Here is a 25,146-nt window from a genome sequence, read left to right as displayed (position 1 = left end):
AGTTCCTCGTCCGGTTCGTCCTCACCTTCGTCTGACATGATCTGCACCTCTATGAACCCGGGTTATCCACCTGGATATAAAACGCATACGCCCCCAGCAACAACCAGAACACCATGAATAGCCACGGCGCACGCATTGAGAATAGCAGTGACTTGCGATAGCCCTTGTGGGACGACTCGGTCTCGCAGAACAGTGGCGAATCGTCATACGCCAGGCCCATCACCGGTTCGCTGCGCAGCAATTCACTTTGCTTGTAGTGCCAGTGGTCGATGATGTCGTACGCCGCACGAATCCCCGGCCAGGCATTCAGCGAGCTGAGGATGCCGAGCAAGACCAGGAACACCGGCACTACCAGGGTGAACAGCTTGCCCCACTCGGGGTTGAGGTTGCCCATGCCCGAAACAAAGGCGATGACCAGGAAGGATTGTGCGGTGAGGTAGGCGTCGGTGCGGTTGGCCAGGATGCTGGTTTCGTACTGGATCTCGCGGCGGTAGAAGTCCAGGCGGTCCTTGGGCGAGCCGAAGATCTTGGCATTGTGTTCACTGTGGTCGGTCAGGGCCGTTTCCGGGGACTGAGGCGAGATGATTCTGGGCACGGCGGTGCTCCAAGAAGATTCGAGAGACGTTAGAAGAACGGGCGGGATGTGAAGTTCAAGTTTGTTCACGCACCAATTTGAAGCGGCACACGCCCCCAACTGTGGCGAGGGCGCTTGCTCCCGCTGGAGTGCGCAGCGCTCCCCAGCTTTTGGGGCCGCTGCGCAGCCCAGCGGGAGCAAGCGCCCTCGCCACAACAAGCGCCCTCTACACAACAAGCCCACTCACCGTAGGTTTCGGCACAGGCATTGCTTTAGCCCTTCAGCACTGCCCGCACACAGGAGCGTTCGTTACCCCCCGACCCAGAGCCGACCCCATAAGAAAGTAAGGACCAGGCCCAGTGGCACCCTTAGCCACGGGCTCATAAAAACATGCGTTTTTCAAAGCGGCAGTGCCACCCAAGCGTCCCTCGGCACTGACAAGGTACTGGAATGGCTCGATCTTTCTTCGATGAAATGAATGACGCAAACGGCGTGTGCCGTGCGCATTATCAGGAATTCTCCCGCTGGCTGGCCAACACGCCACCGGAACTGCTGGCCCAGCGTCGCCGCGAAGCCGACTTGCTGTTTCACCGCGCCGGGATCACCTTTACCCTCTATGGCGACGAGCAGGACACCGAGCGCCTGATCCCCTTCGACATCATCCCCCGCAGCATCCCCGCCAGTGAGTGGCGCGTGATCGAACGCGGCTGCATCCAGCGCGTCACCGCCTTGAACATGTTCCTCGCCGACATCTACCACGACAGGCGCATCATCAAGGCCGGGATCATTCCCGCCGACCAGGTGCTGGGCAACGAGGGTTACCAGAAGGCCATGGTCGGCCTCGATCTGCACCGCGACATCTACTCGCATATCTCGGGTGTCGACCTGGTGCGCGACGGCGACGGCACCTACTACGTGCTCGAAGACAACCTGCGCACCCCCAGCGGCGTGAGCTACATGCTCGAAGACCGCAAGATGATGATGCGCCTGTTCCCGGAAGTGTTTGCCAAGCAGCGTATCGCGCCGGTGGACCACTACCCCAACCTGCTGCTCAAGACCCTGAAAAGCTCCAGCCGCCTGGACAACCCCAACGTCGTGGTGCTCACCCCTGGCCGCTTCAACAGCGCGTTTTTCGAACATGCCTTCCTTGCCCGGGAAATGGGCGTGGAACTGGTGGAAGGCGCCGATCTGTTCGTGCACGACCTCAAGGTGTTCATGCGCACCACCGACGGCCCTAAGGCCGTGGACGTGATCTATCGGCGCATCGACGACGCGTTCCTCGACCCGCAGGCGTTCAACCCCGACTCGATGCTCGGCGTGCCCGGCCTGGTCGCCGCCTACTGCGCGGGCAACGTGGTGCTGGCCAATGCCATCGGCACCGGCGTGGCCGACGACAAGTCGATCTACCCCTATGTGCCGGAAATGATCCGCTTCTACCTCGACGAAGAACCGGTGCTGCAAAACGTGCCGACCTTCCAGTGCCGCAAGCCCGATGAGCTGTCCCACGTACTGGCGCACCTGCCGGAACTGGTGGTCAAGGAGACCCAGGGCTCCGGCGGCTACGGCATGCTGGTGGGCCCGGCGTCCAGCGCGGCCGAGATCGAGGACTTCCGCCAACGCATCAAGGCGCGGCCCCACGCGTATATCGCCCAACCCACGTTGAGCCTGTCCACCTGCCCGACCTTTGTCGAAAACGGCATCGCCCCCCGGCATATCGACCTGCGGCCGTTCGTGCTGTCGGGCAAGGAAACCCGCCTGGTGCCCGGTGGCCTCACGCGCGTGGCCTTGCGTGAAGGCTCGCTGATCGTCAACTCGTCGCAAGGCGGCGGAACCAAGGACACCTGGGTGGTGGAGGACTGATTATGTTGAGTAGAACCGCCGCAGATCTGTACTGGATGTCCCGCTACCTGGAGCGCGCCGAGAACCTGGCACGCATGCTCGAAGTCAGCTATTCACTGTCGCTGATGCCCCAATCCGGGCGCAGCGATGGCCTGGATGAACTGGCGATGTCATTGCTCAGCAGCGGCACCCTCGACAGCTACCTGGAACGCCACAAGGAACTGGACGCCGAACGTATGTTGCACTTCTTCGCCCTCGACGAAGAAAACCCGGCAAGCATCTACAACTGCCTGCGCGCCGCCCGCGGCAATGCCCATGCGGTACGCGGGCGCATCACCGCCGACATGTGGGAAAACCTCAACGCCACCTGGCTGGAAATGCGCAGCATCGCCGCCGGCGGCCTGGCGCGTCACGGCATCAGCCACTTCTGTGATTGGGTCAAGCAGCGTTCGCACCTGTTCCGTGGCGCCACCTCGGGGACGATCATGCGCAACGACGCCTACCGGTTTATCCGCCTGGGCACCTTTGTCGAGCGCGCCGACAACACCTTGCGCCTGCTGGACGCACGCTATGAGATGTTTGGCGAAGAGTCGGAGGAAGTCAGCGACGTCTCGGCGCGCGGCTATTACCAGTGGAGCGCCCTGCTCCGCGCGTTGTCGTCGTTCGAGGCGTATACCGAGCTGTACCCGAATGCGCTGAATGCGCGCTCCGTTTCCGAACTGCTGTTGTTGCGCAGCGACGTACCGCGCTCGTTGCATGCGTGTATCGAGGAATTGAGCCATATCCTCGCCGACTTGCCCGGCAGTTATGGGCGCACGGCGCAGCGTCTGGCGGCGGAGTTCGAAGCGCGGCTGCGGTATACGGGGATCGATGAAATCCTCGAGGACGGCCTGCACAGCCGCCTGACGGACTTTATCGACACCGTGCGCGAGCTGGCGCGGGCGATACACAGCTCTTACCTGGAAGTGGTCTAAGAAGTCTGAACCTATAAGCTGGCTTTTGTGGAAACTGGGCTTTTTGTGGGAGCTGGCTTGCCTGCGATGGCATCCCCTCGGTCTTACTGACAGACCGAGGTGTCTGCATCGCAGGCAAGCCAGCTCCCACAGAGGCCAGTTCATACATCAGGCTTTGCGGTGTTACTGGTTTTTCACCAAGGTCGGCTCAGCGCGGTACTGCTCGGGAAACAGCGTTTTCAACTGCGCCACCTTTGGCAAGTCATTGATCACGATGTACGGGTAAGACGGGTTCTCGGTAAGAAAATCCTGATGATAGGCCTCCGCCGGATAGAACGGCTTGCCCATTTCAATCGTGGTTGCGATGGGCTTGTCGAAGGACTTGGCGGCATCCAGCTGCGCGATATAGGCCTGGGCCACCTTCTGCTGTTCGGCATCCTGCGCAAAGATCGCCGAGCGGTACTGCGTGCCGGTATCCGGGCCCTGGCGGTTGAGTTCCGTGGGGTTGTGAGCCACCGAGAAGTAGATCTGCAACAGCTTGCCGTAGCTGATCTTGCTCGGGTCATAGGTAACAGAAACCGCCTCGGCATGGCCGGTATCGCCCGCGCTGACAGACTCGTACTGCGCCGTGCCGGCCGCGCCGCCGTCATAGCCGGAGACTGCGTTTTTCACCCCCTGCACGTGCTGGAAAACCCCTTGTACGCCCCAGAAGCAACCGCCGGCGAAGACCGCCGTTTGCAGGTTGGCCGAGGCTGGCAGGTCCAGGGCGGGGGGTGCGATGACGACGGCATCGTCAGAGGCGCCAAAGGAGAACGCCTGGGCCTGGCCGATAAAGGCAACCAAAGCCAACACTGGTAAACATCTCAACATCTTCATAGATCTCACTCCAGAGCACGGTCAACTGTGGGAGCTGGCTTGCCTGCGATAGCGGTGTATCAGCACCACATAAGGTGGCTGACCTGCCGCCATCGCAGGCAAGCCAGCTCCCACAAAAGCCAGCTCCCACAGTTATAGGGTTGTCGAATCAGCCAAAGGTGAAGGCGTAGGCCGCCACGTTCGGATCGAGGAATTCAATGCTGAAGGTACGGTCCTGCACCTCACCCGGCTGGCGCACCAGTTGATACAGACGCTGCTCCGTCACCGTACCGCTGCCATCCGGCGCCACATCCGTGCCGTGGGCAGCCCCCGGAGCCTTGCCGTCGACGGTGACCTTGAAGCGCACCGGCTTGCCATCCGCGCCGGGCGCCAGCACCAGGTGCAAGTCACGGGCGTGGAAACGGTAGACGATGCGCCCACCGGCCTGCTCCAGCGTGACTTGCTGGCCGCCCACTTTCCATTGGCCTTCCAGGGTCCAGTTGTTCAGCGCCAGTGGGCCGGACTTGACGAAGTTCTCGGCGCGCTGGGCGCCCAGGTAGGTTTCCGGCGACTGCACGGTGTTCAGGTCCGGCGCCTGTTGCACGCCCTTGGCAGCCACGTCGATCAAGCCGCCCGCGACGTTTTGCGCGCCGGCTTCGCGCAACAACTGCTGGATCACCCGCTCCGACTCGGCATAGTCGCCCTCGCCAAAGTGGTGATAGCGAATCTGGCCGTTGGCATCGGCAAAGTAATGCGCCGGCCAGTACTGGTTGTTGAAGGCGCGCCAGATCTTGTAGTTGTTGTCGATGGCCACCGGGTAGGTGATACCCAGGTCCTTCATGGCCTGGGTGACGTTGCCCACATCCCGTTCAAAGGCAAACTCCGGGGCGTGGACGCCAATCACCACCAGGCCCTGGTCGCGGTACTTTTCGGCCCAGGCTTTGACGTAAGGCAGGGTGCGCAGGCAGTTGATACAGGAGTAGGTCCAGAAATCCACCAGCACCACTTTGCCCTTGAGGGCTTCGGCGCTCAGCGGCGGGCTGTTGAGCCATTGCACGGCGCCGTCCAGCGGCGGCAGCGCGCCTTCTATTGGCAGCGTGTCGCTGTGGCTGGCCGCCATCATCATCGCGCCGCCCTGCGGTTTCGCGCTCAGGCGGTCCACCAGGCTTTGCTCCAGGCCACCGGTGGACGCCGTCGACAAGCGCGACAGCACGCCAGTGTCCAGACCCAGCGCAATCGCTGCGACACCCACCAACATCAGCGCACCCAGGCCGCGACGCAGCCACTCACCGGCGCCCAGGGACTTCTTCATCAAGCCAAAGACTTTACCGCCCACCAGCAACGCCAGCGCCAGGGACGTCGCCGCACCGGCGGCGTAGGCCAGCAACAGCAAGGTAGTGCCGATATTGGCGCCCTGCAGCGCGGCGCCGGTCAGCAGCAGGCCCAGGATCGGCCCGGCGCACGGCGCCCAGAGCAAGCCGGTGGCCACGCCGATGAGGAACGAAGCGCCCGCACGCGGCCTGGCGTCGGCCCCGGCGGCTTCCGACAAGCGACTGCCGGCGGCCACCAGCGGCCGCGTCAGGCGTTCCGACAGTTGTGGCAACAGCAGCGTGAGCCCAAACAGCGCCACGCAGAGCAACGCGAGCCAGCGCCCGTATTGATTGACTTGCACCACCCAGCCGCCGCCCACCGCAGCCAGTGTGGCTACCAGGGCAAATGTCACCGCCATCCCCGCCAACAGCGGCAAGCCACTGCGCAAAAACGGCTGCCCGGTGCGAGCGAAGACAAAAGGCAGGACCGGCAGGATGCACGGGCTGACGATGGTCAGCACGCCGCCCAGGTACGCGAGAAGCAGAAGCCACATGGGATAAGACCTTATAAGAAAGAGACATCGGCTTACGCCGCCGTGAACGTCATGGCCGCGCCATTCATGCAATAGCGCAGGCCGGTGGGTTGCGGGCCGTCGTCGAACACGTGCCCTTGGTGGCCGCCGCAACGGCGGCAGTGGATTTCGTTGCGTGCCATGCCGAAGGAGCGGTCGGTACGGCTGGCCACCGCGTTGTCCAGCGGCTGCCAGAAGCTTGGCCAGCCGGTATGGCTGTCGAACTTGGTGGTGGACGAGAACAGCGCCAACGCGCAGCCGGCGCAGGCAAAGGTGCCGGCGCGGTGTTCATCGTTGAGCTTGCTGCTGTAAGGGCGCTCGGTGCCCTCTTCGCGCAGCACGGCGTATTGCTCGGCGCTGAGCAGGCTGCGCCATTCGGCGTCGGTGTGGCTGACTTCGAAAGTCTCAGCCGCCTCGGATTCGCTGACCAGGTTGAGCTGCCTGAGCAAGCCACCGGCGAGGACAGCGACCCCCAGGCCACCGCCGGCCAGCAGGATTTGTCTGCGTGAGTACATAGGTTTCTCCATTCATGGCCCTGTGGCGAGGGAGCTTGCTCCCGCTCGACAGCGCAGCTGGAGCCGGCTTTTGGGGAGCGCTACGCACTCCAGCGGGAGCAAGCTCCCTCGCCACATACAAGCCCTTCCCCAACTGCAATGACGCCATCCTGCCCCCCGGCCGGTCGCCAAATCCTCACGCAGAGTTAAACAATTCGTGATAACTACACTGAGGCAAAAGCCGCACAATGCGCCGACTACAAGCCAAGGTTTCGCTTACATGGATCAGCCCAAACGTGTCCTCGTGGTCGAGGACGATGCCCATATCGCCGACTTGATCTGCCTGCACCTGCGTGACGAGCAGTTTGTCGTGGTGCACAGCGCCGATGGCAACGAGGGCCTGCGCCTGCTGGAGCAAGGCGGCTGGGATGCGCTGATCCTCGACCTGATGCTCCCCGGCGTCGACGGCCTGGAGATCTGCCGGCGCGCCCGCGCCATGACGCGCTACACGCCGATCATCATCACCAGTGCGCGTTCCAGTGAGTTGCACCGCATCCTCGGCCTGGAGCTGGGCGCCGACGATTACCTGGCCAAGCCGTTCTCGATGCCGGAGCTGGTGGCGCGGGTCAAGGCGCTGCTGCGCCGGGTGGACGCCATGGCACGCAACCTGAAGATGGACGCCGGCAGCCTCGACCTCGGCCAGTTGTTCATCAACCCGCTGACCCGCGACGTGACCCTGCAAGGCCAGCGCCTGGACCTCACGCCCCGTGAGTTCGACCTGCTGTATTTCTTCGCGCGCCAGCCGGGGCAAGGTGTTTTCGCGCATGGACTTGCTCAACGCCGTGTGGGGCTATAGCCATGAGGGCTATGAACACACGGTGAACACCCACATCAACCGCCTGCGCGCCAAGGTCGAGACCGACCCGGCCAACCCGGCGCGCATCCTCACGGTGTGGGGCCGTGGCTACAAGTTTGCCGAGAGCGCGCCATGAAGCTGACCCTGACCCAGCGCCTGTCGGTGGTGTTTGCCGTGTTGCTGCTGATCTGCAGCGGCACCTCGGCGTGGCTGCAAGTACGCTCCAACCGCATGCACGAGCTGGAAGTGGTGCAGGGCCTGTCCCGCGACCTCGCCGCGCATATTGCCCGTGACACGCAACTGATGGACGCCGATGGCCTCAAGCCCGAGGCCGTGCGCACGCTGTTCAGCCAACTGATGCTGGTGAACCCGAGCGTCGAGGTGTACCTGCTCGACATCAACGGCCGCGTGGTCGGCAACGCCGCGCCCAGCGGGCACTTGTTGCGTGACCGCGTTGACCTCGCGCCGGTACGACGCTTCCTCAGCGGCGCCATGCTGCCGATCCTCGGCGATGACCCGCGCAGCGTCGAGGGGGGCAAGGTGTTCAGCGCTGCGCCGCTCAAGGCCAACGGCAAGCAGACCGGTTTCCTGTATGTGGTGCTGTTGGGTGAGGCCCACGACGTGTTCGACGCCAAGGACGCGACCGGCATGGCGTTGAAGATCGCGCTGTGGTCCATCGGCCTGGTGGCGTTGCTGTGCCTGATGGCGGGCCTGATCGCCTTTGCCTGGATCACCCGCCCGTTGCGCCAATTGACCGACAAGGTCGCGCAATTCGATATCAACGGCGCGCCGAAAACCCCGGAGCCCGCCACCGAGCCACTGCACAGCGGTGACGAAATCGCCGTGCTCGACCACGCCTTCGTGCAGATGGAAAACCGCCTCGGTGAACAGTGGCGCGCCCTCACCCACCAGGACCAGGAACGCCGGGACATGGTCGCCAATATTTCCCATGACCTGCGCACCCCGCTGGCGTCGCTGCACGGCTACCTGGAAACCCTGTCCCTCAAGGATGCCAGCCTCAGCCCCGAAGAGCGCCGGCGCTACCTGGGCATCGCCCTGGACCAGAGCCGCAAGGTCGGCGGCCTCGCTCAATCCCTGCTGGAGCTGGTGCGCCTGGAGCACGGCTTTGTGCAGCCGGTGATCGAAGGATTTTCCCTTCCGGACCTGGTGCAGGACGTGTTCCAGAAATTCGAACTGAGCGCCGAAGCCCGTGCGATCAAGCTCACCGCCACCCTGCCGCCGCAGGTGCCGACGGTGCTGGCCGACCTCGGTTTGATCGAGCGCGTGCTCACCAACTTGCTGGACAACGCCCTGCGTCACACGCCGGTCAACGGCGAAGTCGAAGTGATCCTCGCGCCGGGCGCCGACGGTGTCGCGGTGACGGTCAGCGACAGCGGCCCGGGCATTGATCCCGAGTTGCGTGAAGGCTTGTTCCTGCGCGCCTTCACCATTGGCGGTGCGCGCCGCGATGGCGGCCTGGGGCTGCGCATCGTGCACCGCATCCTGCAATTGCACGGGCGCAGCATCCGCCTGGTGGAGCGCCCCGGGCACGGCGCGACGTTTACTTTCTCCCTAGAAAGGCAAGCATCAAGCCGTTGACCTGTGGCCCTTGCTCGTTCTGGATCCAGTGACCGCAGTTGGCCAACACGTGTTGCTCCAGATCGGGCACAGCCTGCGGCATGCGCTTGAGGGTATGGGCTTCAAACACCCCGACCGGATCGCGGTCGCCAATCAGGAACAGCGTGGGTTGCAGCACCTGCTGGCCGGCCAGGGATTCGGTGCGCTGCCAGTTGCGCGGGAAATTGCGATACCAGTTCAGTGCACCACGAAAGCCCTGTTCGGCGAAGGTGTGCACGTACACATCGAGGTCCGCACGGGTGCACCACGATGGCAATGCGCCGGGGGTGGCAACGCCGTCCAGCAAGCGGGCGTTGGCGGGTTTCTTTTGCAGAAACACATCCTGGTCCTGCATGAACAGGCGCAGGGTGCGTTCGATATCCGCATCCAGCTCCCGCTCGGCAACGCCGGGTTCCTGGAAATACAGGATGTAATTGAAGCGGTCGGCATACAGCTCGCGCATGATTTCAATCACCGGCCGCCGCGCGCGCCCGGCGAACGGCACCGACAACGTGATCAGGCGCGTCACGCGCTCAGGCTCCAGCAACGCCAGGTGCCAGGCCACTACGGCGCCCCAGTCATGGCCGACCATCACCACCTGGGTGTGGCCGAAATGGTCCATGCCCTGCTGGATATCGGCGCACAGGGTCAGCAAGTCGTAATCAGCGATATCGGCGGGTGCACTGGATTGGCCATAACCGCGCATTTGCGGGACAAACACCCGATAACCCGCCGCCACCAGCGCCGGGACCTGAAAACGCCAGGAGTGCCAACACTCCGGGAAGCCGTGCAACAACCAGACCGGCTGCCCATGCTCGGGGCCGGCGATGTGCACGCTCAGCGTAATGCCGTTGACGGGGATCAGTTGCTGGCGCATGGGCGGGCCCTGTGTGAAGGTTTTTACCCAGCGTGGCGGATTGCCGGCGGCGGCGCCAGCATCATTGATACCGGGAATGCCTCACTCCACCGCCCACCAGCGTGGCAGCAGTTGCCGCACCCGCGCCTCGCCGAAGCGGTCGTCGATCAACATCACCACGCCCTCGTCCAGCTGGCTGCGGATCACCCGCCCGGCGGCCTGCACGACTTTTTGCAGGCCCGGATACAGGTAGGTGTAGTCGTAGCCCGCGCCAAAGATCGCGGCCATGCGCAGCTTCATCTGCTCGTTGACCGGGTTCAGTTGCGGCAGGCCCAGGGTGGCAATGAACGCACCGATCAACCGCGCGCCGGGCAGGTCGATGCCTTCGCCAAAGGCGCCGCCGAGCACGGCAAAACCGATGCCTTGGCTGTGTTCGGTGAACTGGTCGAGAAACGCCTGGCGCTCGGCCTCGGCCATGCCCCGTGATTGTTGCCACAGCGGGATCTGCGGGTGGCGCTCGGCGAGCAATTGCGCCACCTGTTGCAGGTAATCGAAGCTGGAGAAAAACGCCAGGTAGTTGCCCGGCCGTTGCGCGAACTGAGCGGCGATGTGCGCGACGATGGGCTCCAGCGAGGCTTGGCGGTGCACGAAGCGGGTGGAGATTGCATCGACAATCCGCACCTGCAATTGCGCAGCCTGGAACGGCGATTCCACGTCGATCCACGCCGTGTCCGCCGGCAGCCCGAGCAAGTCGGCGTAGTAATGCCGTGGGCTGAGGGTCGCGGAAAACAGCACGCTGCTGCGGGCGGCAGTCAAGCGCGGGCGAATGAATTCGGCCGGCACCACATTGCGCAGGCACAGGGTTGAGCTGCTGCGCTTGCCATTGAGCTGGCGCTTGCTGATATCGAAGATGAAGTGCTCGTTAAACAGCTCGGCGACCTTGGTAAATTGCAGCGCCTCAAAGTAAAAGGCTTGCAGCTCACCGCTGAAAGCTTGCGGCTGATCATTAAAATAATCGCCCAGTGCACTGGTACACAGGCTCAGAGCTTGCAGGAGTTTTTCCGGGCGGGCCGCATAGGCCTGGTACGGCGCGAGCTGGTCCTTGTGCAGCGCATTCCATTCGCGGTTGAGGCGTTGCAACGGCTTCTTCAGCGGTTCGGGCGCCGTGTCGCGCAGGGGCTTGAGGCGGTACTGGTCGAGGCTGGCGCTGTACATCGAGCGGGCGCGCTCCACCAGGTTGTGGGCCTCGTCCACCAACACCGCGGCGCGCCACTGGTTGAGCTGGGCGAGGCCGAACAGCATGGCGCCGAAGTCGAAGTAATAGTTGTAGTCGGCAACCACCAGGTCGGCCCAGCGCGCCATTTCCTGGCTCAGGTAATAGGGGCATACGTTGTGGGCCAGGGCGACGTCGCGCAGGCTGCGCTGGTCCAGCAGGCGCACCTGGGCGGCAGCGGCGCGTGCGGCGGGCAGGCGATCGTAGAAGCCTTTGGCCAACGGGCACGAGTCACCGTGGCAGGCTTTGTCGAGGTGTTCGCAGGCTTTGTCGCGGGCCACCAGTTCCAGCACGCGCAGGGGCAAGTCGGGGCTGCTGCGGTGCAGCACGCTGGCGGCGTCGAGGGCGAGCTTGCGCCCCGGGGTCTTGGCGGTGAGGAAGAACACCTTGTCCAGTTGCTGCGGGGCCAGGGCTTTGAGCAGCGGGAAGATCGTGCCAATGGTCTTGCCGATGCCGGTGGGCGCCTGGGCCATCAGGCAGCGGCTGGTGGTGACGGCCTTGTACACCGTCTCGGCGAGCGCGCGTTGGCCCGTACGAAAGCCGGCGTGGGGGAAACCCAGGCTTTGCGCCGCGCGGTTGCGGGCGTCGCGGTGCTGCATTTCCTGCTCGGCCCAGCCGAGGAACAGCGCGCACTGTTGGTTGAAGAACACTTCCAGGTCACTGGCCGCATAACGCTGGTGCAGTAACGTTTCGCCCTCGCCGACAATGTCGAAATACACCAGCGCCACGTCAATGTCGGCCAGCTCCAGTTTCTGGCACAGCAGCCAGCCGTACACCTTGGCCTGGGCCCAGTGCAGTTGGCGATGGTTGGCGGGCTGGGCGTCGAGGTCGCCGCGGTAGGTCTTCACTTCTTCCAGGCGATTGGCATCCGGGTCATAGCCGTCCGCCCTGCCCCGCACCCTGAGCTGTTGGTAGTCGCCCTCCAGGGCCACTTCGTTCTGGTAGTGCGCACTGCGCCGCGAGGCGACGGTGCGATGGCCGGCAATGCCTTCCTGGGCGCTGGGCGACGGGGTAAAGCGCAGGTCGAGGTCGCCGACCTTGGCCGTGAATTCACACAGCGCCCGCACGGCCACGCTGTAGCTCAAAGCGCAGGCTCCGCCCAGCGCACGTAGCAGACGGTGACCGGCATCTGGTGTTGCGCGCAGAACGCCAGCCAGCGCAGTTGGTTGTCTTGCAGGCGGTCGCCGGGGCCCTTGACCTCGATCATGCGGTAGGTGTTTTGTGCGGGCCAGAACTGGATCAGGTCCGGCATACCGGCGCGGTTGGCGCGGATGTCCAGCAGCAGGCGGTCGAACCAATGGCGCAGGTGCGCAGCGGGCAGGCAGGCCAGCGCCTGTTCCAGCAGGTCTGCGCTGAGCAGGTTCCAGAACACGAAGGGGGACTGGATGCCCCATTTGTCCCCGTAGCGTTGGCGGATCGTGGTTTTGTAGCGTTCATCGGCCAGTTGTTCGAAACAGGCGTCGAACAAGGCGGCGCGGCGCGCGTGGAAGTCTTCGCTGTGCAAGTCCACCGGCCCGCGCTGGAACGGGTGGAAAAACGAGCCCGGCAGCGGCGCGAAGATCGCGTCCCAGCACAGCAGGCCAAACAGCGAATTGATCAGGCCGTTCTCGACGTAATGCACCGGCGCCTCGGGCGTGCTCAGGTGCAACTGCACACAGGATTCCACCGACTCCAGCGGTTGTGGCAACGCCAGGTCCAGGCGGCTGACCTCTTGCGGCTTGACCTTGGGCAGCGCCGGCTCCCCGAGCTTGCGCCGCAGGCGTGGCAGCACCCGCAGCAGGTGTTGGTGCTCGGCAGGACTTTCCGGCGCCTGTTGCGCCGTACTCGCCAGTTCCATGGCCTGGGCGTAGTCCTCCTGGCGCTCCAGCACACGGATCAGCCGTGCACGGGCGCCGGGATACGCGCAGGTGCGGTAGATCTGTGCGGCCAGGGCCAACTCGGCGAGGCGCTCGCAATGCTGCCCGAGCTGGAACGCCAGCTTGGCCCGGCGCCGTTCCAGCCAGGGGTTGTCGGTGCTCAGGGTGGCGATGTGCGCCAGTACGTCCGCGACCGGCTCACCGGCCTCGAAGGCTTGCTGGCAAGCATGCAGGAACAGAAAGCCCTGCACGTCATCACGGCTGCGCAAACCCCGGGATTCAGCGCAGATCTCCACCTTTTCGTAGGTGTAGATCCCCAGGTCGGCCAGTACGAACTCGGACCAGTCCTGATACAGGTTGCCGAAGAACATCAGGCGCAGGCGATCGCACAGGTCCATCACGCTGAGGCTGTAGAGCGTATCGGCCAGTTCCGGGCACCAGGTGGCAAAGCTGCGGCTGTCGGGGAATTGCGCCGCCAAGCCTTCCAGCCAATCGGCCTTGTTGCCCTTGGGGTTGTCGATCCAGGGCTTGAACGCCGCGAGGATTTCGCCTTTTTGCAGCAAGGCGAACAGCTCTGCAAAGCTCAGCAGGCATTGATCGTCGATCCATGTCAGCTGCAACAAAGGTGCGGCCGCTGCACGGGTACAACCGATTTCGAGGTAATTGAGCTTGCCCGCACGAAAATGCACACCCTTGCGCATGACCATGCGCACCAGCAAGGCCTGGGAGGCTTGGGGCAAGCTGTCAAATTGCTGAATGAACTGCGATTCGTCGGGGTCGAGCAAGTCGGCATAGCGTTGCCCCAGCCATTGCAGGACCTGACGGAAGTTTTGCAGGTAATAAAGCGGGTCTTCGAGGGGATTGGCCATGGCGCACGGGGGTCAAATACTGGTTATGCATACAGAGTGCCGCCGCTGGTGGCTTGTTGCAATCGGTAATAGATAAATGGCGCACGCAACTTTTTGTATAAAAGTGATCTGATGGGTGAGCCGATGGCGTAAAATTTGTGCCCCGCAGCCCGTGGCGCGGGACTTTTCAGGGTTGATAGGTAAGGGTTATGAGCATGAAGAATTTGGGTCTGCCACTGGTTGCACTCACTTTTCTGGTATTGGCCGGTTGCGCGACGCAAACGGTGGTGACATTGCAAAATGGCACGCAGTATTTGACCCAGGATTTACCGAAAACCGACACCGCCGATGGCTTCTATGAATTCACGGACATTGCTGGCAAGCGCGTGCGGGTGAAGGCGGCTGATGTGGCCACCGTTATCAAGGAAAAGTAATTCTCTGGCGCGGAGTGCAATTCAAAAATGTGGGAGCTGGCTTGCCTGCGATGGCATCACCTCGATTGAACTGAAAAACCGAGGCGTCTGCATCGCAGGCAAGCCAGCTCCCACACAAGTCAGCTCCCACATTGGGATGGCATTCCAGCTTTAGCTGATCACCATCCCCTCCCCTGACCAGCCGCTCACGCCGACCAGCGTCACCGAATCCGAACCGACACTGATCACCGTATCCCCACCGTACTCACGGTATTCCACACTGCCCTGCACCTCCTTGAACACCAGCTTGTCCGTCGGCTGATAGCCAATCACCCGATCCTGGCCAAACTGCCCGCTGAACAGAAACGTGTTGTGCCCGCTGCTGTCACGGATCGTGTCATTGCCCTGGCCGCCCTCGATAAAATCCGCGCCCTTGCCGCCCTGGATCAGGTCGTTGCCGTCGCTGCCGATGATGAAGGTGTTGCCCTTGTGGGGCTCGGCGTTGCGGTTGAGGTCTTGTACCCAGGTTGTTGCACGGGCCGGGTCGGACAGGTTGGCGACGATCACCGTGGAGTCGCGGGTCATCTGCTCGTAGAAACCCGACTCAAGCACACGCGTCAGGCCGTCGCCATAACCGGTCGGCAGATGGGAGATCCAGGTCGGCAGGTTGGCGATGGAAAACGGCAACACATTCCACAGGGTCGAGGCGTAGTGGTCGTTGAAGCTGACGATGTTGTCGGTGGTGGAGGCATGAGGCGTGTCATGCACGCCGAGGGACGACAGGGTGAACGATGAGCCGTCGAGCGCGCGGAACACCGGGTCGTTCTCGTAGCCGATATTGAGCACCTTGTCGCTGCTGCTCTGGGTCGGCGAGGCGTAGGCCACGTAGTTGGCGTCCCTGTAGAAGCCCGACCACTTATTGCCGCTGAGGTCAGCCATGCTGTTGACTGCCAAGCCACCCAGGCTGTGGCCGCTGACCACCACGTCCTTGCCGCTGAGGCCGTGGGCGCCGGCATAGTCGGCCACGTGTTTGAGCAAGGTGCCGAACGCTTCGCCGCTGTAGTTCTTCGCGTAGTCCTTGGGGCCCAGCGCGGCCATCAGGTCGCTGACCAAGTCGCCGATGGAATCGCTGATCAGGCTTTCCCGGGGCCCAGAGGTGCCGCGAAAGCCGATGCCGATTTCCAGCAGCTTGCCGGCGTCATCGTACTTGCCCAGCACCTCGACTTGCGCGCTGGTGTAGCCGGCCTTTTCGCCGAAGAACGTACCCCGCGCATCAACCTTGCCGGCGTAACCCAAGGTGCTCGCACTGATGGGCGTCCAACCGGCTTTCTGCACCGCGTCCAGGGCGGCTTTTTCCGAATCCGGGTTCCACGGGATATCGGGAATCACCCCCTGGGAGTCCGCACCGCCCAGCAGCGCGCTGACCAAGGTCGCCGGCAAGCCCCAGCCCAAACCGTTGTGCTGGTAACCCACGGCAAAGCCGTTATCCAGGTTGTGATAGCTGTACAAGGTGATTGCCATGGCGTCGGCGAACAACGCCTTGGAGCCCTCGGATCCGAGGTTTTTATAGTCAAAGATACCCATCGTAGTGCCTCTCTTTTGTTGGACTTGTCGAGATAGCGGACTAGCGTGCCGCCGGCCCGAACGCCTCATCCACCTTGGCCAGGTCGGTGTCGCGCAGGTTGCCGGCGTAGTAGTGCAATTTGGTCCAGGCCATCAGGTAGTCGTAACGCGCCTGGGCCAGGTCGCGGCGCGTGCTGTAGAGCTGCTGCTCGGCATTGAGGGCATCGAGGTTGACGCGCTCGCCGCCGAGGATGCTTTGTTTGGTCGACACCACCAGCGCTTCGGCCGACGTCAACGCCTTCTGATACGCGCGCAACTTGCTCACCCCCGACAGGCACGCGCTGAACTGGCGGCGCAGTTCGATCAGGGTTTCGCGGGTCTTGCCCTCCAGCTCGTACTCGGCCTGCTCCATGGCCCGGCTGGCCTGGCGGGTGGAGGCGGAAATACCGCCACCGGCATACAACGGCAGGCTGACTTCGACGCCGATGGTGTTGGTGTCGTAACGCTGGTTGTAGGTGTTGCCACTGTCGGACTCCTGCTGGCGCGAGCTGGCGTACGCGGTGACTTTCGGCAGATGCCCGGCGCGGTTGCGCTCCACTTCATACCGCGCCACTTCCAGGGCCTGGCGCTGGGACGCGAGTGTCGGGTTGTTGCTGATTGCCAGTTCATGCCAGGTGTCGTAGTTGGCCGGGGTCAAGGTGAAGGCAGCAAAGCCCTGGTTCAGTGGCGCCAGGTCATCGATGTTGACGCTTGGCACGCCAATCAACGCGCCCAGTTCCCGTAGCGATGCATCCTGCTCATCCAGCGCCTGGATCTCTTCGGCGGTGGCTAGCTCATAACGGGATTCGGCTTCGAGAATGTCCGTGCGCGTGCCCTCGCCCTGTTGGAACAAGTGGCGGTTCTGCTGGAACTGTTGCTCGAACGCCTTCTTCTTGGCGCGGGCAATGTCGATCTGGTCCTGTGCGAACAACGCCTGGGTGTAGTAGGACAACACCCGCACCAGCAACGCCTGACTCTTGTCGCGAAAGCTTTCATCGGCAAACAGCGCCTGGGCCACGCCCTTGCGGTAGTTGGCGTAGGCTTCGTAGTCGAACAACGGCTGTTGCAGGCTGAAGGTGGAGCCGTAGCTGTTGTAGTTGCGGTCATCGTGATAGGTGCCGCCACGGCCGTCGGGCAAGGTGGCCTGGGAGTTGTTGCGGCCCTTGTTGTAGTTGTAGGACAGCTTGGGCAGCAGGCCGGCGCGGCCGATGGTGCGGTTTTCCAGGCCGGCGTCGCGCTCCTTGATCGCGCCAAGGAACACCGGATCGTTGCGCAAGGCTTTTTCGTACACGTCGAACGGCCCCATGGCGGCGTGGGCACTGGTACAGCTCAATAACAAGGCGATAAACACCGGTTTCATGCTTATTCCTCGGTCAACGCGGAGCCGGCGCGATCCAGCAGCGGCTTGAACAGATAATTGAGCAACGAACGCTCGCCGGTGCGCACAAACATCTCGGCGGGCATGCCGGGCTTGATCACCAGGCCGTGGAGTTTCTCCAGCGCCATGTCGCTGACCGTGGTGCGCAGCACGTAATACGGCGCGCCGGTCTTTTCATCGAGCATCTGGTCGGCCGAGATCAGGCTGACTTGGCCCGGCACCCGTGGCGTGCGGCTCTGGTTGAAGGCGGTGAAGAGGATGTCCACCGGCAGTTGGGTGCCGACCTTGTCCACCAGATGCACGGGCAGGCGCCCTTCGACTTCCAGGCGCGTGCCCTGGGGCACGATTTCCAGCAGGGTTTCTCCGGCGCGCACCACCGCGCCCACCGTGTGCACGCTGAGGTTGACCGCAATGCCGTCGGCCGGCGCGTTGATCTGGCTGTGTTGCAGGTCGAAGCCGGCCGAAGTCAGTTGCTGTTCCAGGGTCAGGCTGCGCAGTTGTGCATCGGCCAGTTGGCTGCGCACTTCCTTCTGGTATTCCTCGCTGTGCTGCTGAAGTTTCAGACGCGATTCGAGGATGCCCTGCTCCACTCGCCCGCTTTCGCCGGTGTTCTGCGCCAGGTCCTGCTGCACCTGGGACAGTTGGCGCTGGTACTCCAGCAGCCGGTTGCGCGGGATATAGCCGTTGTCGGCCAAGGGTTGCAGGTTGCCCAGTTGATCGCGCAGGGATTGGGCCTGGGCCGTCAGGTCGCTGCGCGCCCGGCGCATGCCGCCGAGTTGCGCGGTGGCGCCGTCGATATTCGCGCGGATCCCCGCCTGTTCGCGGGAGAAGGCTTCGCGGCGGCTGCTGAACAGTTGGCGCTGGCCTTCCAGGACCAGGGCCAAGGCCGGGTCGGCATCGCCGCTCAGCTCGGCGGGAAAGGTAATGGCGGCGCGGTTGTCTCGCTCGCTCTGCCAACGCGCCACACTGGCCCAGGCCATGCGGTACTGCGCTTGCAGCGATTGCACGTCGGCCTGGTGCTGGGTCTGGTCGAGGCGAAACAGCGGCTGGCCCTGTTTAACGGCCTCGCCTTCACGCACCAGAATCCCGCTGACCACGCCCGGGCTGAGGGTTTGCACGGCCTTGCGCTTGCCCGACACCACCACCGTGCCTTGCACCGGAATACCTTGGTCCAGCGGCGCCAGGCTGGCCCAGAGGAAAAATCCACCGGCACCGAGCACGGTCAGCAGCCAGCCCATGCGCACAAAAAAACGCGCGTCGTGTTCTACGTGAGTCATGCTGGCATCCTCTGTTGAGGCGGTTGTTCGCGCTGCCCGGACAAGGCCCGCAGCACTTCCTGGCTGGGGCCGAACACTTGCAACTGGCCCTCGTTGAGCACCAGCAGCTTGTCGGCCTGGGCCAACGCCGCCGAACGATGGGTGACCAGCACCACGCTGCTGCCCTGGGCTTTCATCTGCACGATGGCGCTGGCCAGCGCGGCTTCGCCCTGGGTATCGAGGTTCGAGTTGGGCTCATCCAGCACGATCAACCGTGGCCCGCCGTACAGCGCGCGGGCCAGGGCCACCCGTTGTTTCTGCCCGCCAGACAAGCCGCCGCCGTTGTCACCCAGCAGCGTGTCGTAGCCTTGGGGCAGGCGCAGGATCAGCTCATGCACCCCGGCTTGCTGCGCGGCCTGCACCACAAGCTGCGGGTCGGCCTCGCGAAACCGCGCGATGTTGTCGGCGATGCTGCCGCTGAACAGTTCGATGTCCTGGGGCAGGTAGCCGATATGCGGGCCGAGGTCGTCGCGGTCCCAGCGATGGATATCCGCACCGTCCAGGCGCACGGTGCCGGCCAGGGTCGGCCATACGCCCACCAGCACGCGGGCCAGGGTGGATTTACCCGAGCCCGAGGCGCCGAGCACACCGAGCACCTCGCCCGCGCCGAGGTCGAAACTGACGTGATGCAGGGTCGTCACCCGCCGCCCCGGTGGGCCTGCGCTGACCTGCTCGAAACTGACCTGGCCCTTGGGCGCCGGCAATTTCATCGGCTCGACGGCTTCGGGGCTCTCGCGCAGCAACGCGTCCAGACGCTGATAGGCCAATTTGGCCGAACTCCACTGTTTCCACACCGCAATCAATTGATCGATGGGGCTGAGCACGCGGCCCATCAGGATCGAACCGGCAATCATCATGCCGGCGGTCATCTCGCCTTTGATCACCAGCAGCGCGCCCAGGCCCAGCACCAAGGATTGCAGGCACAGCCGCAGGGATTTGCTCAGGGCGGTGATTACCGAGCCGGTGTCGCTGGCCCGGTTCTGCAAGCCGAGAAACTGCGAATGCACGGCAAACCACCGCTGACGCAAGGCACCGAGCATGCCCATGGCCTGGATGGTCTCGGCATTGTGCAAATGGCTGGTGGCAAGTTGGGTGGATTGCTGCGAGTAACCGCTGGCTTCGCCCAAGGGTTTTTTCGTCAGGTATTCGTTGAGGCACGCCAGGCCGATCAGCAGCAGTGCGCCGGCCGTGGCCAGCACGCCGAGCCAGACGTTGAACAGGAAGATCACCAGCAGGTAGATGGGAAACCACGGCGCATCAAAAAACGCGAACAGCGCCGGCCCGGTGATGAACTGGCGGATATGGGTCAAATCCCCCAGCGACTGCCCGGCATGCCCCTGGCCGCGCTGCAGGTTGCGTTCGAACGCGGCCTTGTAGACGCGCAGGTTGAAACGCCGCTCCAACTGGCTGCCGATGCGGATCACGATAAAGCTGCGAATCGCCTCCAGCGTGCCAATAAACACAAAGAAACCGACGACCATCAGCGTCAACATCACCAGGGTGGTTTCATTCTGGGAGGACAGCACGCGGTCATACACTTGCAGCATGTAGATCGACGGCACCAGCATCAGCAGGTTAATCAATGCCGTGAAACAGCCAACGCTGAGCAAGACACTCTTGTATTCACCCAGCGCTTTGAATAAAGGCGGCGTGGCCATAGCTTGCGATCTTCCTTGAACCAAATAGCGGGCAATAGTTACCCGCACCCCGAATAACGGAGCGAGCAACTAATAAAATCAAGTTATAGGCTTATAACCGACAACTAAGGCATGCGTTGCAATATCACTTCCGCACCGGAGAGTGTGCGACCTTTATATTCACCGTTTTTCTGCCGATTCAAATGGGTAATGCCCGTGCCGTCGGCATTCATCAGCCAGATGCCGTCCGGCGTCGGCAGCCAAGTCTTGGGGGTGTCGCCCAGCCACTGCTCGGCGCACACGACGTCGCCACGCACGGCGTTGGGTGCCAACAGGTCCAGGGCACACACGTGGTCCTGCTGGTGCAGTTGCCAGTGCCCGGCCAGTTGGGCGCTGCTGGGTAAAACGAGGCTACTCGCCATAACGGGGGCTCCTGCCGAGATGAACATGACCTGCACCACGCAGGCGATAAAGTGGGTAAAACGCTGCATCTTCACGCTCCATCGGGAAACGCGGCGCCGAAACGCCGCGCTGCTACATCACGCCACGATGTCGCTGACGGCGGCCTGGCCCACGGTGGTGACGAGGAAATCCGCCACGCCGTGCCCAGAGAAGTCTACCGCCAAGGTGCCCAGGTTGGTGCCTGCGGCGTAGGTCAATACTGCGTCACCGGCGTGCCCGGTGAACGCATTGACGAACGTCAGGCCTGCGCCTTTGGTGATGCCACTGAGGTCGATCTTGTCCGAACCGGAGGTGAAGTCAAAGATCTTGTCCGCCGCCCCAGGCTTGGAATCGGAACTGGCACCGAACACAAAGGTGTCGTTGCCCGCGCCGCCCCACAGTTGGTCGGCCCCGCCGCCGCCGTAGATGATGTCGTTGCCAGCACCGCCCTTGATCAGGTTGGCCGCGTTGTTGCCGATGATCAGGTCGTTGCCGGCGCCACCGAAGGCATTCTCCACGGTCACGCCCTTGGCAATGGACACGTTGCCCACCAGGCCGCCAACGTCGGAGAACGAGGCTTCATTGAGGTTGATCTTCTGGTTTTGGGTAAAACCGGAGAAGTCCAGGGTGTCGTTGCCACCGCCGTCCCACACCGAGAACACCAGCTTGTCGGCATTGGACGTGGCGCTGAGGAAGTCGCGCCCGGTGTTGGAGTTGAACCCGTACGTGGTGTCGCCGGCACGGGTGTTGTAGTTGGCGCCGTAGAGCTTCTGGATCGCGGCAATGTCATCGATCAGCGGCCCGGAAGCGTAGGCTTCGACCCCGCCTTTACTGAAGTTCTGGTGGGTGTTGCTTTCGCTCCAGTAGCTCATGACGCTGTAGCCGCGCGTGTCCTGTCCATAGGACGCGTCGTTGTAGGTCGGTGCGCCTTCGCCGGCGTTGTAGTCGCCGGGGTGGGCCAGGCCCAGGGTGTGGCCGATTTCGTGGGTCAGGGTCTGCCGGCCATAGTTGTTCAGGTCCGGGGTCTTGTTCGGCGTGTAGCTGCTGTTGGTCAGGTACCACGAGGTTCCGTCGTAGCCTGCGCCGGTGCCGGGCAGGTAAGCGAACGCCGCCGCGCCGTCCTGGCCGCCGCTGTAGTTGCCGAAGGTCATGTGGGCGTCGCCGCCGCTGGCCTTCTCGGTGAAGGTGACGTTCGCCACATCCGCCCAGGACTGCATGGCCAGCGCGGCCTGTGCTTTCTGTTGGGCGCTGAACTGGCTGAAGCCCGAGATGCCATGTTTGTTCATGGTGCTGGACGACGCCGAGGTCAGGAAGGTGTAGGTCAGATCGATCTTGCCGTTGCCGTCAACGTCCCGGTAGGCCGCGCCGTCGCGCAGCAGCTGGGTGGCGGCCTGGTCGACGGTGTAGGACGGTTTGCCATTGACCGTGAGGTTGCCACCACGGTCATACAGATGGCTGAAGCTATCGATTTGCGCGTAAGCGGTGCTGGCTTGCGCCGCCGACACGATAGCCTTGTCTTTAACTTTTGACATAAACGTACTTCCTTGTTTGCAAGTGCATCAGTCTTTGATCGATAGGAACCCCGCGGGCGAGATCGTCCTATCACTCGCCTCTTTTGAAGGCGTAAGAAAACTGACACAACTTGAAATCTTTCGTCTACATCTTTTCCTGCAGGCAAAACAGGCAAACAATTTGCGCAAAGAAGTTGCGTGCCGTATTTGTTGGGCGGACTTGGTTTTGTCCGACAAAAAACAACACCCCCTTATTTAAATATTAAATAGCGCTAAAGCCGCGCAACTTGCGCGGCAGCATTAGTTAATGGATCCAATATATTGACAGGGTGTCATTCGCGACATTAAACGGCCACTAGTTACACTAATAATTGCAGTTGCCCCCTATTACCGGGACACACTCCAGCCGGTTTTATGCAATGCCGCCAACAGCGTGTCGCCATGCAGGCCCGGTACGCGCACGCCGTCGTCGGTGTCCATGTCTTCGCCGGCGAGGATCGCGTTGATGATCGCCTCCTCCACCGCTTCTGCCGCTGCGCTGAACAACGGTGAGATATGGTCGTTGTTGACCATCTGCAACGTGCTGCTCAATGGCAAGCCTTTGCGCCCGTAATCGGCCGCAGGCAAATCCTGGTTGCCGGTGGCAAAGGCTAGGAACAGGTCGCCGCTGGAGTCCTCGGTGCCGCCGCCCGTGCGGGCGATGCCGATGGACGCGCGCTGCGCCAGGCGCGTGCATTGGTGCGGCAACAACGGTGCGTCGGTGGCGATGATCACCACGATGGAGCCCATGCCCGGGGTGCCCCGCTCGGCGAATGGCGAAGGAATGTCCAGCAGCTGGCGGCCCACCGGGTAGCCATCGACCCGCAGCTCCTGGCGCTTGCCGTGGTTGGCCTGCACCAGCACGCCGACGGTCCAGCCGCCCTGCTCCGCCGACAAGCACCGCGACGCGGTGCCGATGCCGCCCTTGAACTCATGGCAGATCATCCCGGTGCCGCCGCCCACGGCGCCTTCCTGCACCGGGCCGGATTCGGCGCTCTCCAGCGCTTCGCGCACATGCTCAGGCCCGACGTGCTGGCCCCAGATATCGTTGAGCAGGCCGTCGTAGGTCTCCATCACCACCGGCATGCACCAATACACCGCCGGGTCCGCCAGGCGCTCGCGCTCCAGGGCGATCAGGGTGTCGCGCACCATGCCGATGCTGTGGGTGTTGGTGATGGCCAGCGGCGTGGTCAGCAACCCCGCTTCGCTGATCCACTCAAGGCCCGTGGCATCGCCGTTGCCATTGAGCACGTGATACCCGGCAAAACACGGCTGTTGCCGCGCCTCGCCGGCGCGTGGCTGCACCACGCTGACGCCGGTGCGCACCTGTTTGCCATGGATGCGGGTCTTGAGCGTGCTGTGGCCGACCCGCACGCCCGGTACGTCGGTGATGGCATTCAGCGCGCCGGGGGTGCCCAGCCCCAAGGTGATACCCAGTTCACGTGCTCGCATAACCACTCCTTACAATTTCTGGTAAGCCGGACTCGACCGGCCACTGATGCAATAGAAAATCACCGACACCGCCAGCAAGCCGGCGATGATCATCACGTCGCGCACGGAGGCCGCAGCCACCAGGGTCGCCAGCAGATACCCGGCACCCAGTACCGCCAGCAAGGCCGGCAATGGCCACAGCGGCATGCGATACGGATGCTCGCGATCGCGCAGCCACACCCGGCTCATCAAGGCGCTCAACGCCACCACCAGGTACACCAGCATGATCAACAATACGGTGAACGAAGTGAGGTCAGCGAGGTTGGAGCTGAAACTGAGCAGCGCCGAAGGCACCGCCAGGAACAGCGTCGCCAGCCACGGCGAATCCCAGCGCGGGTGAATACGCGTAAACAGGGTATTGATACGTGGCGTCCACAGCGCGTCACGGCCACTGCTGAACACCACGCGGCCGATCTGGATGACGATGGCGACGATGGCATTGAACACCGACAGAAAAATCCCCGCACTGACCAGCCGCGACAGGGTTTCATTGCCATGGCTGGTCAGCAGGTAACCGATGGGGTCCGGGCTGCTGATCATCGCACTCAGGGACGGTGCGCCGATCAACAGCGCGGTGATGGGCACCAGTTCGATCACCACCACCAACCCCAGCGACCACAACACCGCCTTGTGCACGCCCTTGCCGCCGCACTTCATGTCTTCGGCCAGCAACACCGCCGGGCCGTAGCCATTGAACGAGAACAGGCCAATGCCCACCGCGCCGATTACCAGGGCCCAGGGCGCCAGGTGCAGCACGCCGTTTTCGACGATCTGCGGCTGGAACAGCACGCTGACCGGCTGCACAGGGTTGCCGAAACCGAGAAACACGATCACCAGCAATGCGGCGACTTCCAACAACAGGCAGGTGCCGGTGATCCAGGCGTTGAGCTTGATATTGAGGATGGCCAGGGCGTAACTGCACACCACAATGACGAGGGCGACGGTTTGTGAGTCGAATTTTGTGCCCAGCGCGTTGTTCAGGTACGTCGCCGCGCCGGTGGCCAATACCGGCGGGATAAACAGCAGCATCACCAACACCGTCAAGAACGTCGCATAACCGGCCATGCCGCCAAACACCCGCTTGGCGTACACATATTCGCCGCCCGCGCTGTTGTGGGCGCGGCCCAGTTCGGCGTAGCAAAAGGCAAACATCAACGCGAGCAACCCGGCCATCACAAACGCCAGGAACACGCCGCTGCCGGCCTGTTGGATGGCAAACGGCGCGATGACAAACACGGAACTGGCGGGCGTAACGGCGGAAACCGTGATGGCCACCACATCGAACACACTCAGCGTGGGTTTAAGCACGCCGTCTGGCACGGGAGAAGCACTCATATCGTTATCCTCTGCTGTTGTTTTTGGTGTGAGGCAGAAACGAAAAATGAAGCCTTGTCGGGATATGTTTCCCGTTGAAT

Annotated in this window: 19 protein-coding genes and 1 pseudogene; 5 read left to right on the top strand and 15 right to left on the bottom strand. The window is 62.9% G+C overall.

Annotated features, from left to right (window positions below; genetic code table 11):
- Positions 1-49 precede the first annotated feature (49 nt).
- Entirely contained in the window at positions 50-595 is a 546-nt protein-coding gene (locus PSH87_RS13495) for a hypothetical protein (protein ID WP_017738175.1), read from the bottom strand.
- 429 nt (positions 596-1,024) lie between these two features.
- Between PSH87_RS13495 and PSH87_RS13490 the strand changes: the two genes are divergently transcribed.
- Both PSH87_RS13490 and PSH87_RS13485 read left to right on the top strand, forming a co-directional pair.
- Entirely contained in the window at positions 1,025-2,434 is a 1,410-nt protein-coding gene (locus PSH87_RS13490) for a circularly permuted type 2 ATP-grasp protein (protein ID WP_026136974.1), read from the top strand.
- 2 nt (positions 2,435-2,436) lie between these two features.
- Positions 2,437-3,387 (top strand): alpha-E domain-containing protein, encoded by a 951-nt coding sequence (locus PSH87_RS13485; protein ID WP_124524790.1) that lies wholly within the window; start codon positions 2,437-2,439, stop codon positions 3,385-3,387.
- A gap of 162 nt (positions 3,388-3,549) precedes the next feature.
- Here the strand turns inward: PSH87_RS13485 and msrA are convergent, their stop codons facing one another.
- From msrA to msrB, 3 genes are all read right to left on the bottom strand, one after another.
- Positions 3,550-4,242 carry a peptide-methionine (S)-S-oxide reductase MsrA gene (msrA, locus tag PSH87_RS13480; RefSeq protein WP_305434114.1) on the bottom strand — a complete coding sequence of 231 codons (693 nt, stop codon included), beginning with the start codon at positions 4,240-4,242 and terminating at the stop codon, positions 3,550-3,552.
- Positions 4,243-4,390: 148 nt separating this feature from the next.
- On the bottom strand, positions 4,391-6,085 hold the full coding sequence (locus PSH87_RS13475) for a cytochrome c biogenesis protein DipZ (RefSeq protein WP_305434112.1): 1,695 nt from the start codon (positions 6,083-6,085) through the stop codon (positions 4,391-4,393).
- A 32-nt stretch (positions 6,086-6,117) separates the two neighbouring features.
- Complete coding sequence (gene msrB, locus PSH87_RS13470; RefSeq protein WP_305434110.1) at positions 6,118-6,618, bottom strand: peptide-methionine (R)-S-oxide reductase MsrB; 501 nt, start codon at positions 6,616-6,618, stop codon at positions 6,118-6,120.
- Positions 6,619-6,877: 259 nt separating this feature from the next.
- Here msrB and PSH87_RS13465 point away from each other — a divergent pair.
- Positions 6,878-7,589, top strand: a pseudogene (locus tag PSH87_RS13465) (response regulator transcription factor).
- Positions 7,586-9,052: a HAMP domain-containing sensor histidine kinase gene (locus tag PSH87_RS13460; RefSeq protein ID WP_305434108.1), complete on the top strand. Its 1,467-nt coding sequence runs from the start codon at positions 7,586-7,588 to the stop codon at positions 9,050-9,052. Before PSH87_RS13465 ends, PSH87_RS13460 begins: the two are co-directional and overlap by 4 nt.
- On the opposite strand, the gene PSH87_RS13455 is transcribed toward PSH87_RS13460, so the two are convergent.
- From PSH87_RS13455 to PSH87_RS13445, 3 genes are all read right to left on the bottom strand, one after another.
- Positions 9,015-9,947 carry an alpha/beta fold hydrolase gene (locus PSH87_RS13455; protein ID WP_305434106.1) on the bottom strand — a complete coding sequence of 311 codons (933 nt, stop codon included), beginning with the start codon at positions 9,945-9,947 and terminating at the stop codon, positions 9,015-9,017. The genes PSH87_RS13460 and PSH87_RS13455 overlap by 38 nt on opposite strands.
- 81 nt (positions 9,948-10,028) lie before the next feature.
- On the bottom strand, positions 10,029-12,284 hold the full coding sequence (locus PSH87_RS13450) for an ATP-dependent DNA helicase (protein ID WP_305434105.1): 2,256 nt from the start codon (positions 12,282-12,284) through the stop codon (positions 10,029-10,031).
- The gene (locus PSH87_RS13445) at positions 12,281-13,924 is read right to left on the bottom strand and encodes a VRR-NUC domain-containing protein (RefSeq protein ID WP_305434103.1); all 1,644 of its coding nucleotides are present in this window, start codon (positions 13,922-13,924) and stop codon (positions 12,281-12,283) included. Before PSH87_RS13445 ends, PSH87_RS13450 begins: the two co-directional genes overlap by 4 nt.
- A gap of 188 nt (positions 13,925-14,112) precedes the next feature.
- Between PSH87_RS13445 and PSH87_RS13440 the strand changes: the two genes are divergently transcribed.
- Positions 14,113-14,337 (top strand): YgdI/YgdR family lipoprotein, encoded by a 225-nt coding sequence (locus tag PSH87_RS13440; RefSeq protein ID WP_017739275.1) that lies wholly within the window; start codon positions 14,113-14,115, stop codon positions 14,335-14,337.
- Positions 14,338-14,487: 150 nt separating this feature from the next.
- Here PSH87_RS13440 and PSH87_RS13435 read toward each other — a convergent pair whose 3' ends face one another.
- From PSH87_RS13435 to PSH87_RS13400, 8 genes are all read right to left on the bottom strand, one after another.
- Positions 14,488-15,900 carry a lipase gene (locus PSH87_RS13435; RefSeq protein ID WP_305434101.1) on the bottom strand — a complete coding sequence of 471 codons (1,413 nt, stop codon included), beginning with the start codon at positions 15,898-15,900 and terminating at the stop codon, positions 14,488-14,490.
- Positions 15,901-15,940: 40 nt separating this feature from the next.
- Positions 15,941-17,278 (bottom strand): TolC family outer membrane protein, encoded by a 1,338-nt coding sequence (locus tag PSH87_RS13430; RefSeq protein ID WP_305434099.1) that lies wholly within the window; start codon positions 17,276-17,278, stop codon positions 15,941-15,943.
- A 2-nt stretch (positions 17,279-17,280) separates the two neighbouring features.
- Positions 17,281-18,573, bottom strand: a complete 1,293-nt coding sequence (locus PSH87_RS13425) for an HlyD family type I secretion periplasmic adaptor subunit (RefSeq protein ID WP_305434098.1) — start codon at positions 18,571-18,573, stop codon at positions 17,281-17,283.
- On the bottom strand, positions 18,570-20,270 hold the full coding sequence (locus PSH87_RS13420) for a type I secretion system permease/ATPase (protein WP_305434096.1): 1,701 nt from the start codon (positions 20,268-20,270) through the stop codon (positions 18,570-18,572). Before PSH87_RS13420 ends, PSH87_RS13425 begins: the two co-directional genes overlap by 4 nt.
- 104 nt (positions 20,271-20,374) lie before the next feature.
- Positions 20,375-20,740 carry an AprI/Inh family metalloprotease inhibitor gene (locus PSH87_RS13415; protein WP_017739280.1) on the bottom strand — a complete coding sequence of 122 codons (366 nt, stop codon included), beginning with the start codon at positions 20,738-20,740 and terminating at the stop codon, positions 20,375-20,377.
- A gap of 48 nt (positions 20,741-20,788) precedes the next feature.
- Positions 20,789-22,222 (bottom strand): serralysin family metalloprotease, encoded by a 1,434-nt coding sequence (locus tag PSH87_RS13410; protein ID WP_305434094.1) that lies wholly within the window; start codon positions 22,220-22,222, stop codon positions 20,789-20,791.
- A gap of 366 nt (positions 22,223-22,588) precedes the next feature.
- Positions 22,589-23,692: a P1 family peptidase gene (locus PSH87_RS13405; RefSeq protein ID WP_305434092.1), complete on the bottom strand. Its 1,104-nt coding sequence runs from the start codon at positions 23,690-23,692 to the stop codon at positions 22,589-22,591.
- Positions 23,693-23,701: 9 nt separating this feature from the next.
- Positions 23,702-25,066: an APC family permease gene (locus tag PSH87_RS13400; RefSeq protein WP_305434091.1), complete on the bottom strand. Its 1,365-nt coding sequence runs from the start codon at positions 25,064-25,066 to the stop codon at positions 23,702-23,704.
- Positions 25,067-25,146 lie beyond the last annotated feature (80 nt).

It is taken from the genome of Pseudomonas sp. FP453, assembly GCF_030687495.1.
Taxonomy (GTDB): domain Bacteria; phylum Pseudomonadota; class Gammaproteobacteria; order Pseudomonadales; family Pseudomonadaceae; genus Aquipseudomonas.
This window is presented reverse-complemented; position numbering and strand designations above follow the sequence as displayed.

What these genes read in the sequence shown, in the direction of transcription:
- PSH87_RS13490 (WP_026136974.1), top strand. Translation starts at nt 1,025, where the DNA reads ATGGCTCGATCTTTCTTCGATGAAATGAATGACGCAAACGGCGTGTGC.
- PSH87_RS13485 (WP_124524790.1), top strand. Translation starts at nt 2,437, where the DNA reads ATGTTGAGTAGAACCGCCGCAGATCTGTACTGGATGTCCCGCTACCTG.
- msrA (WP_305434114.1), bottom strand. Translation starts at nt 4,242, where the DNA reads ATGAAGATGTTGAGATGTTTACCAGTGTTGGCTTTGGTTGCCTTTATC.
- PSH87_RS13475 (WP_305434112.1), bottom strand. Translation starts at nt 6,085, where the DNA reads ATGTGGCTTCTGCTTCTCGCGTACCTGGGCGGCGTGCTGACCATCGTC.
- msrB (WP_305434110.1), bottom strand. Translation starts at nt 6,618, where the DNA reads ATGTACTCACGCAGACAAATCCTGCTGGCCGGCGGTGGCCTGGGGGTC.
- PSH87_RS13460 (WP_305434108.1), top strand. Translation starts at nt 7,586, where the DNA reads ATGAAGCTGACCCTGACCCAGCGCCTGTCGGTGGTGTTTGCCGTGTTG.
- PSH87_RS13455 (WP_305434106.1), bottom strand. Translation starts at nt 9,947, where the DNA reads ATGCGCCAGCAACTGATCCCCGTCAACGGCATTACGCTGAGCGTGCAC.
- PSH87_RS13445 (WP_305434103.1), bottom strand. Translation starts at nt 13,924, where the DNA reads ATGGCCAATCCCCTCGAAGACCCGCTTTATTACCTGCAAAACTTCCGT.
- PSH87_RS13440 (WP_017739275.1), top strand. Translation starts at nt 14,113, where the DNA reads ATGAGCATGAAGAATTTGGGTCTGCCACTGGTTGCACTCACTTTTCTG.
- PSH87_RS13435 (WP_305434101.1), bottom strand. Translation starts at nt 15,900, where the DNA reads ATGGGTATCTTTGACTATAAAAACCTCGGATCCGAGGGCTCCAAGGCG.
- PSH87_RS13430 (WP_305434099.1), bottom strand. Translation starts at nt 17,278, where the DNA reads ATGAAACCGGTGTTTATCGCCTTGTTATTGAGCTGTACCAGTGCCCAC.
- PSH87_RS13425 (WP_305434098.1), bottom strand. Translation starts at nt 18,573, where the DNA reads ATGACTCACGTAGAACACGACGCGCGTTTTTTTGTGCGCATGGGCTGG.
- PSH87_RS13420 (WP_305434096.1), bottom strand. Translation starts at nt 20,270, where the DNA reads ATGGCCACGCCGCCTTTATTCAAAGCGCTGGGTGAATACAAGAGTGTC.
- PSH87_RS13415 (WP_017739280.1), bottom strand. Translation starts at nt 20,740, where the DNA reads ATGCAGCGTTTTACCCACTTTATCGCCTGCGTGGTGCAGGTCATGTTC.
- PSH87_RS13410 (WP_305434094.1), bottom strand. Translation starts at nt 22,222, where the DNA reads ATGTCAAAAGTTAAAGACAAGGCTATCGTGTCGGCGGCGCAAGCCAGC.
- PSH87_RS13405 (WP_305434092.1), bottom strand. Translation starts at nt 23,692, where the DNA reads ATGCGAGCACGTGAACTGGGTATCACCTTGGGGCTGGGCACCCCCGGC.
- PSH87_RS13400 (WP_305434091.1), bottom strand. Translation starts at nt 25,066, where the DNA reads ATGAGTGCTTCTCCCGTGCCAGACGGCGTGCTTAAACCCACGCTGAGT.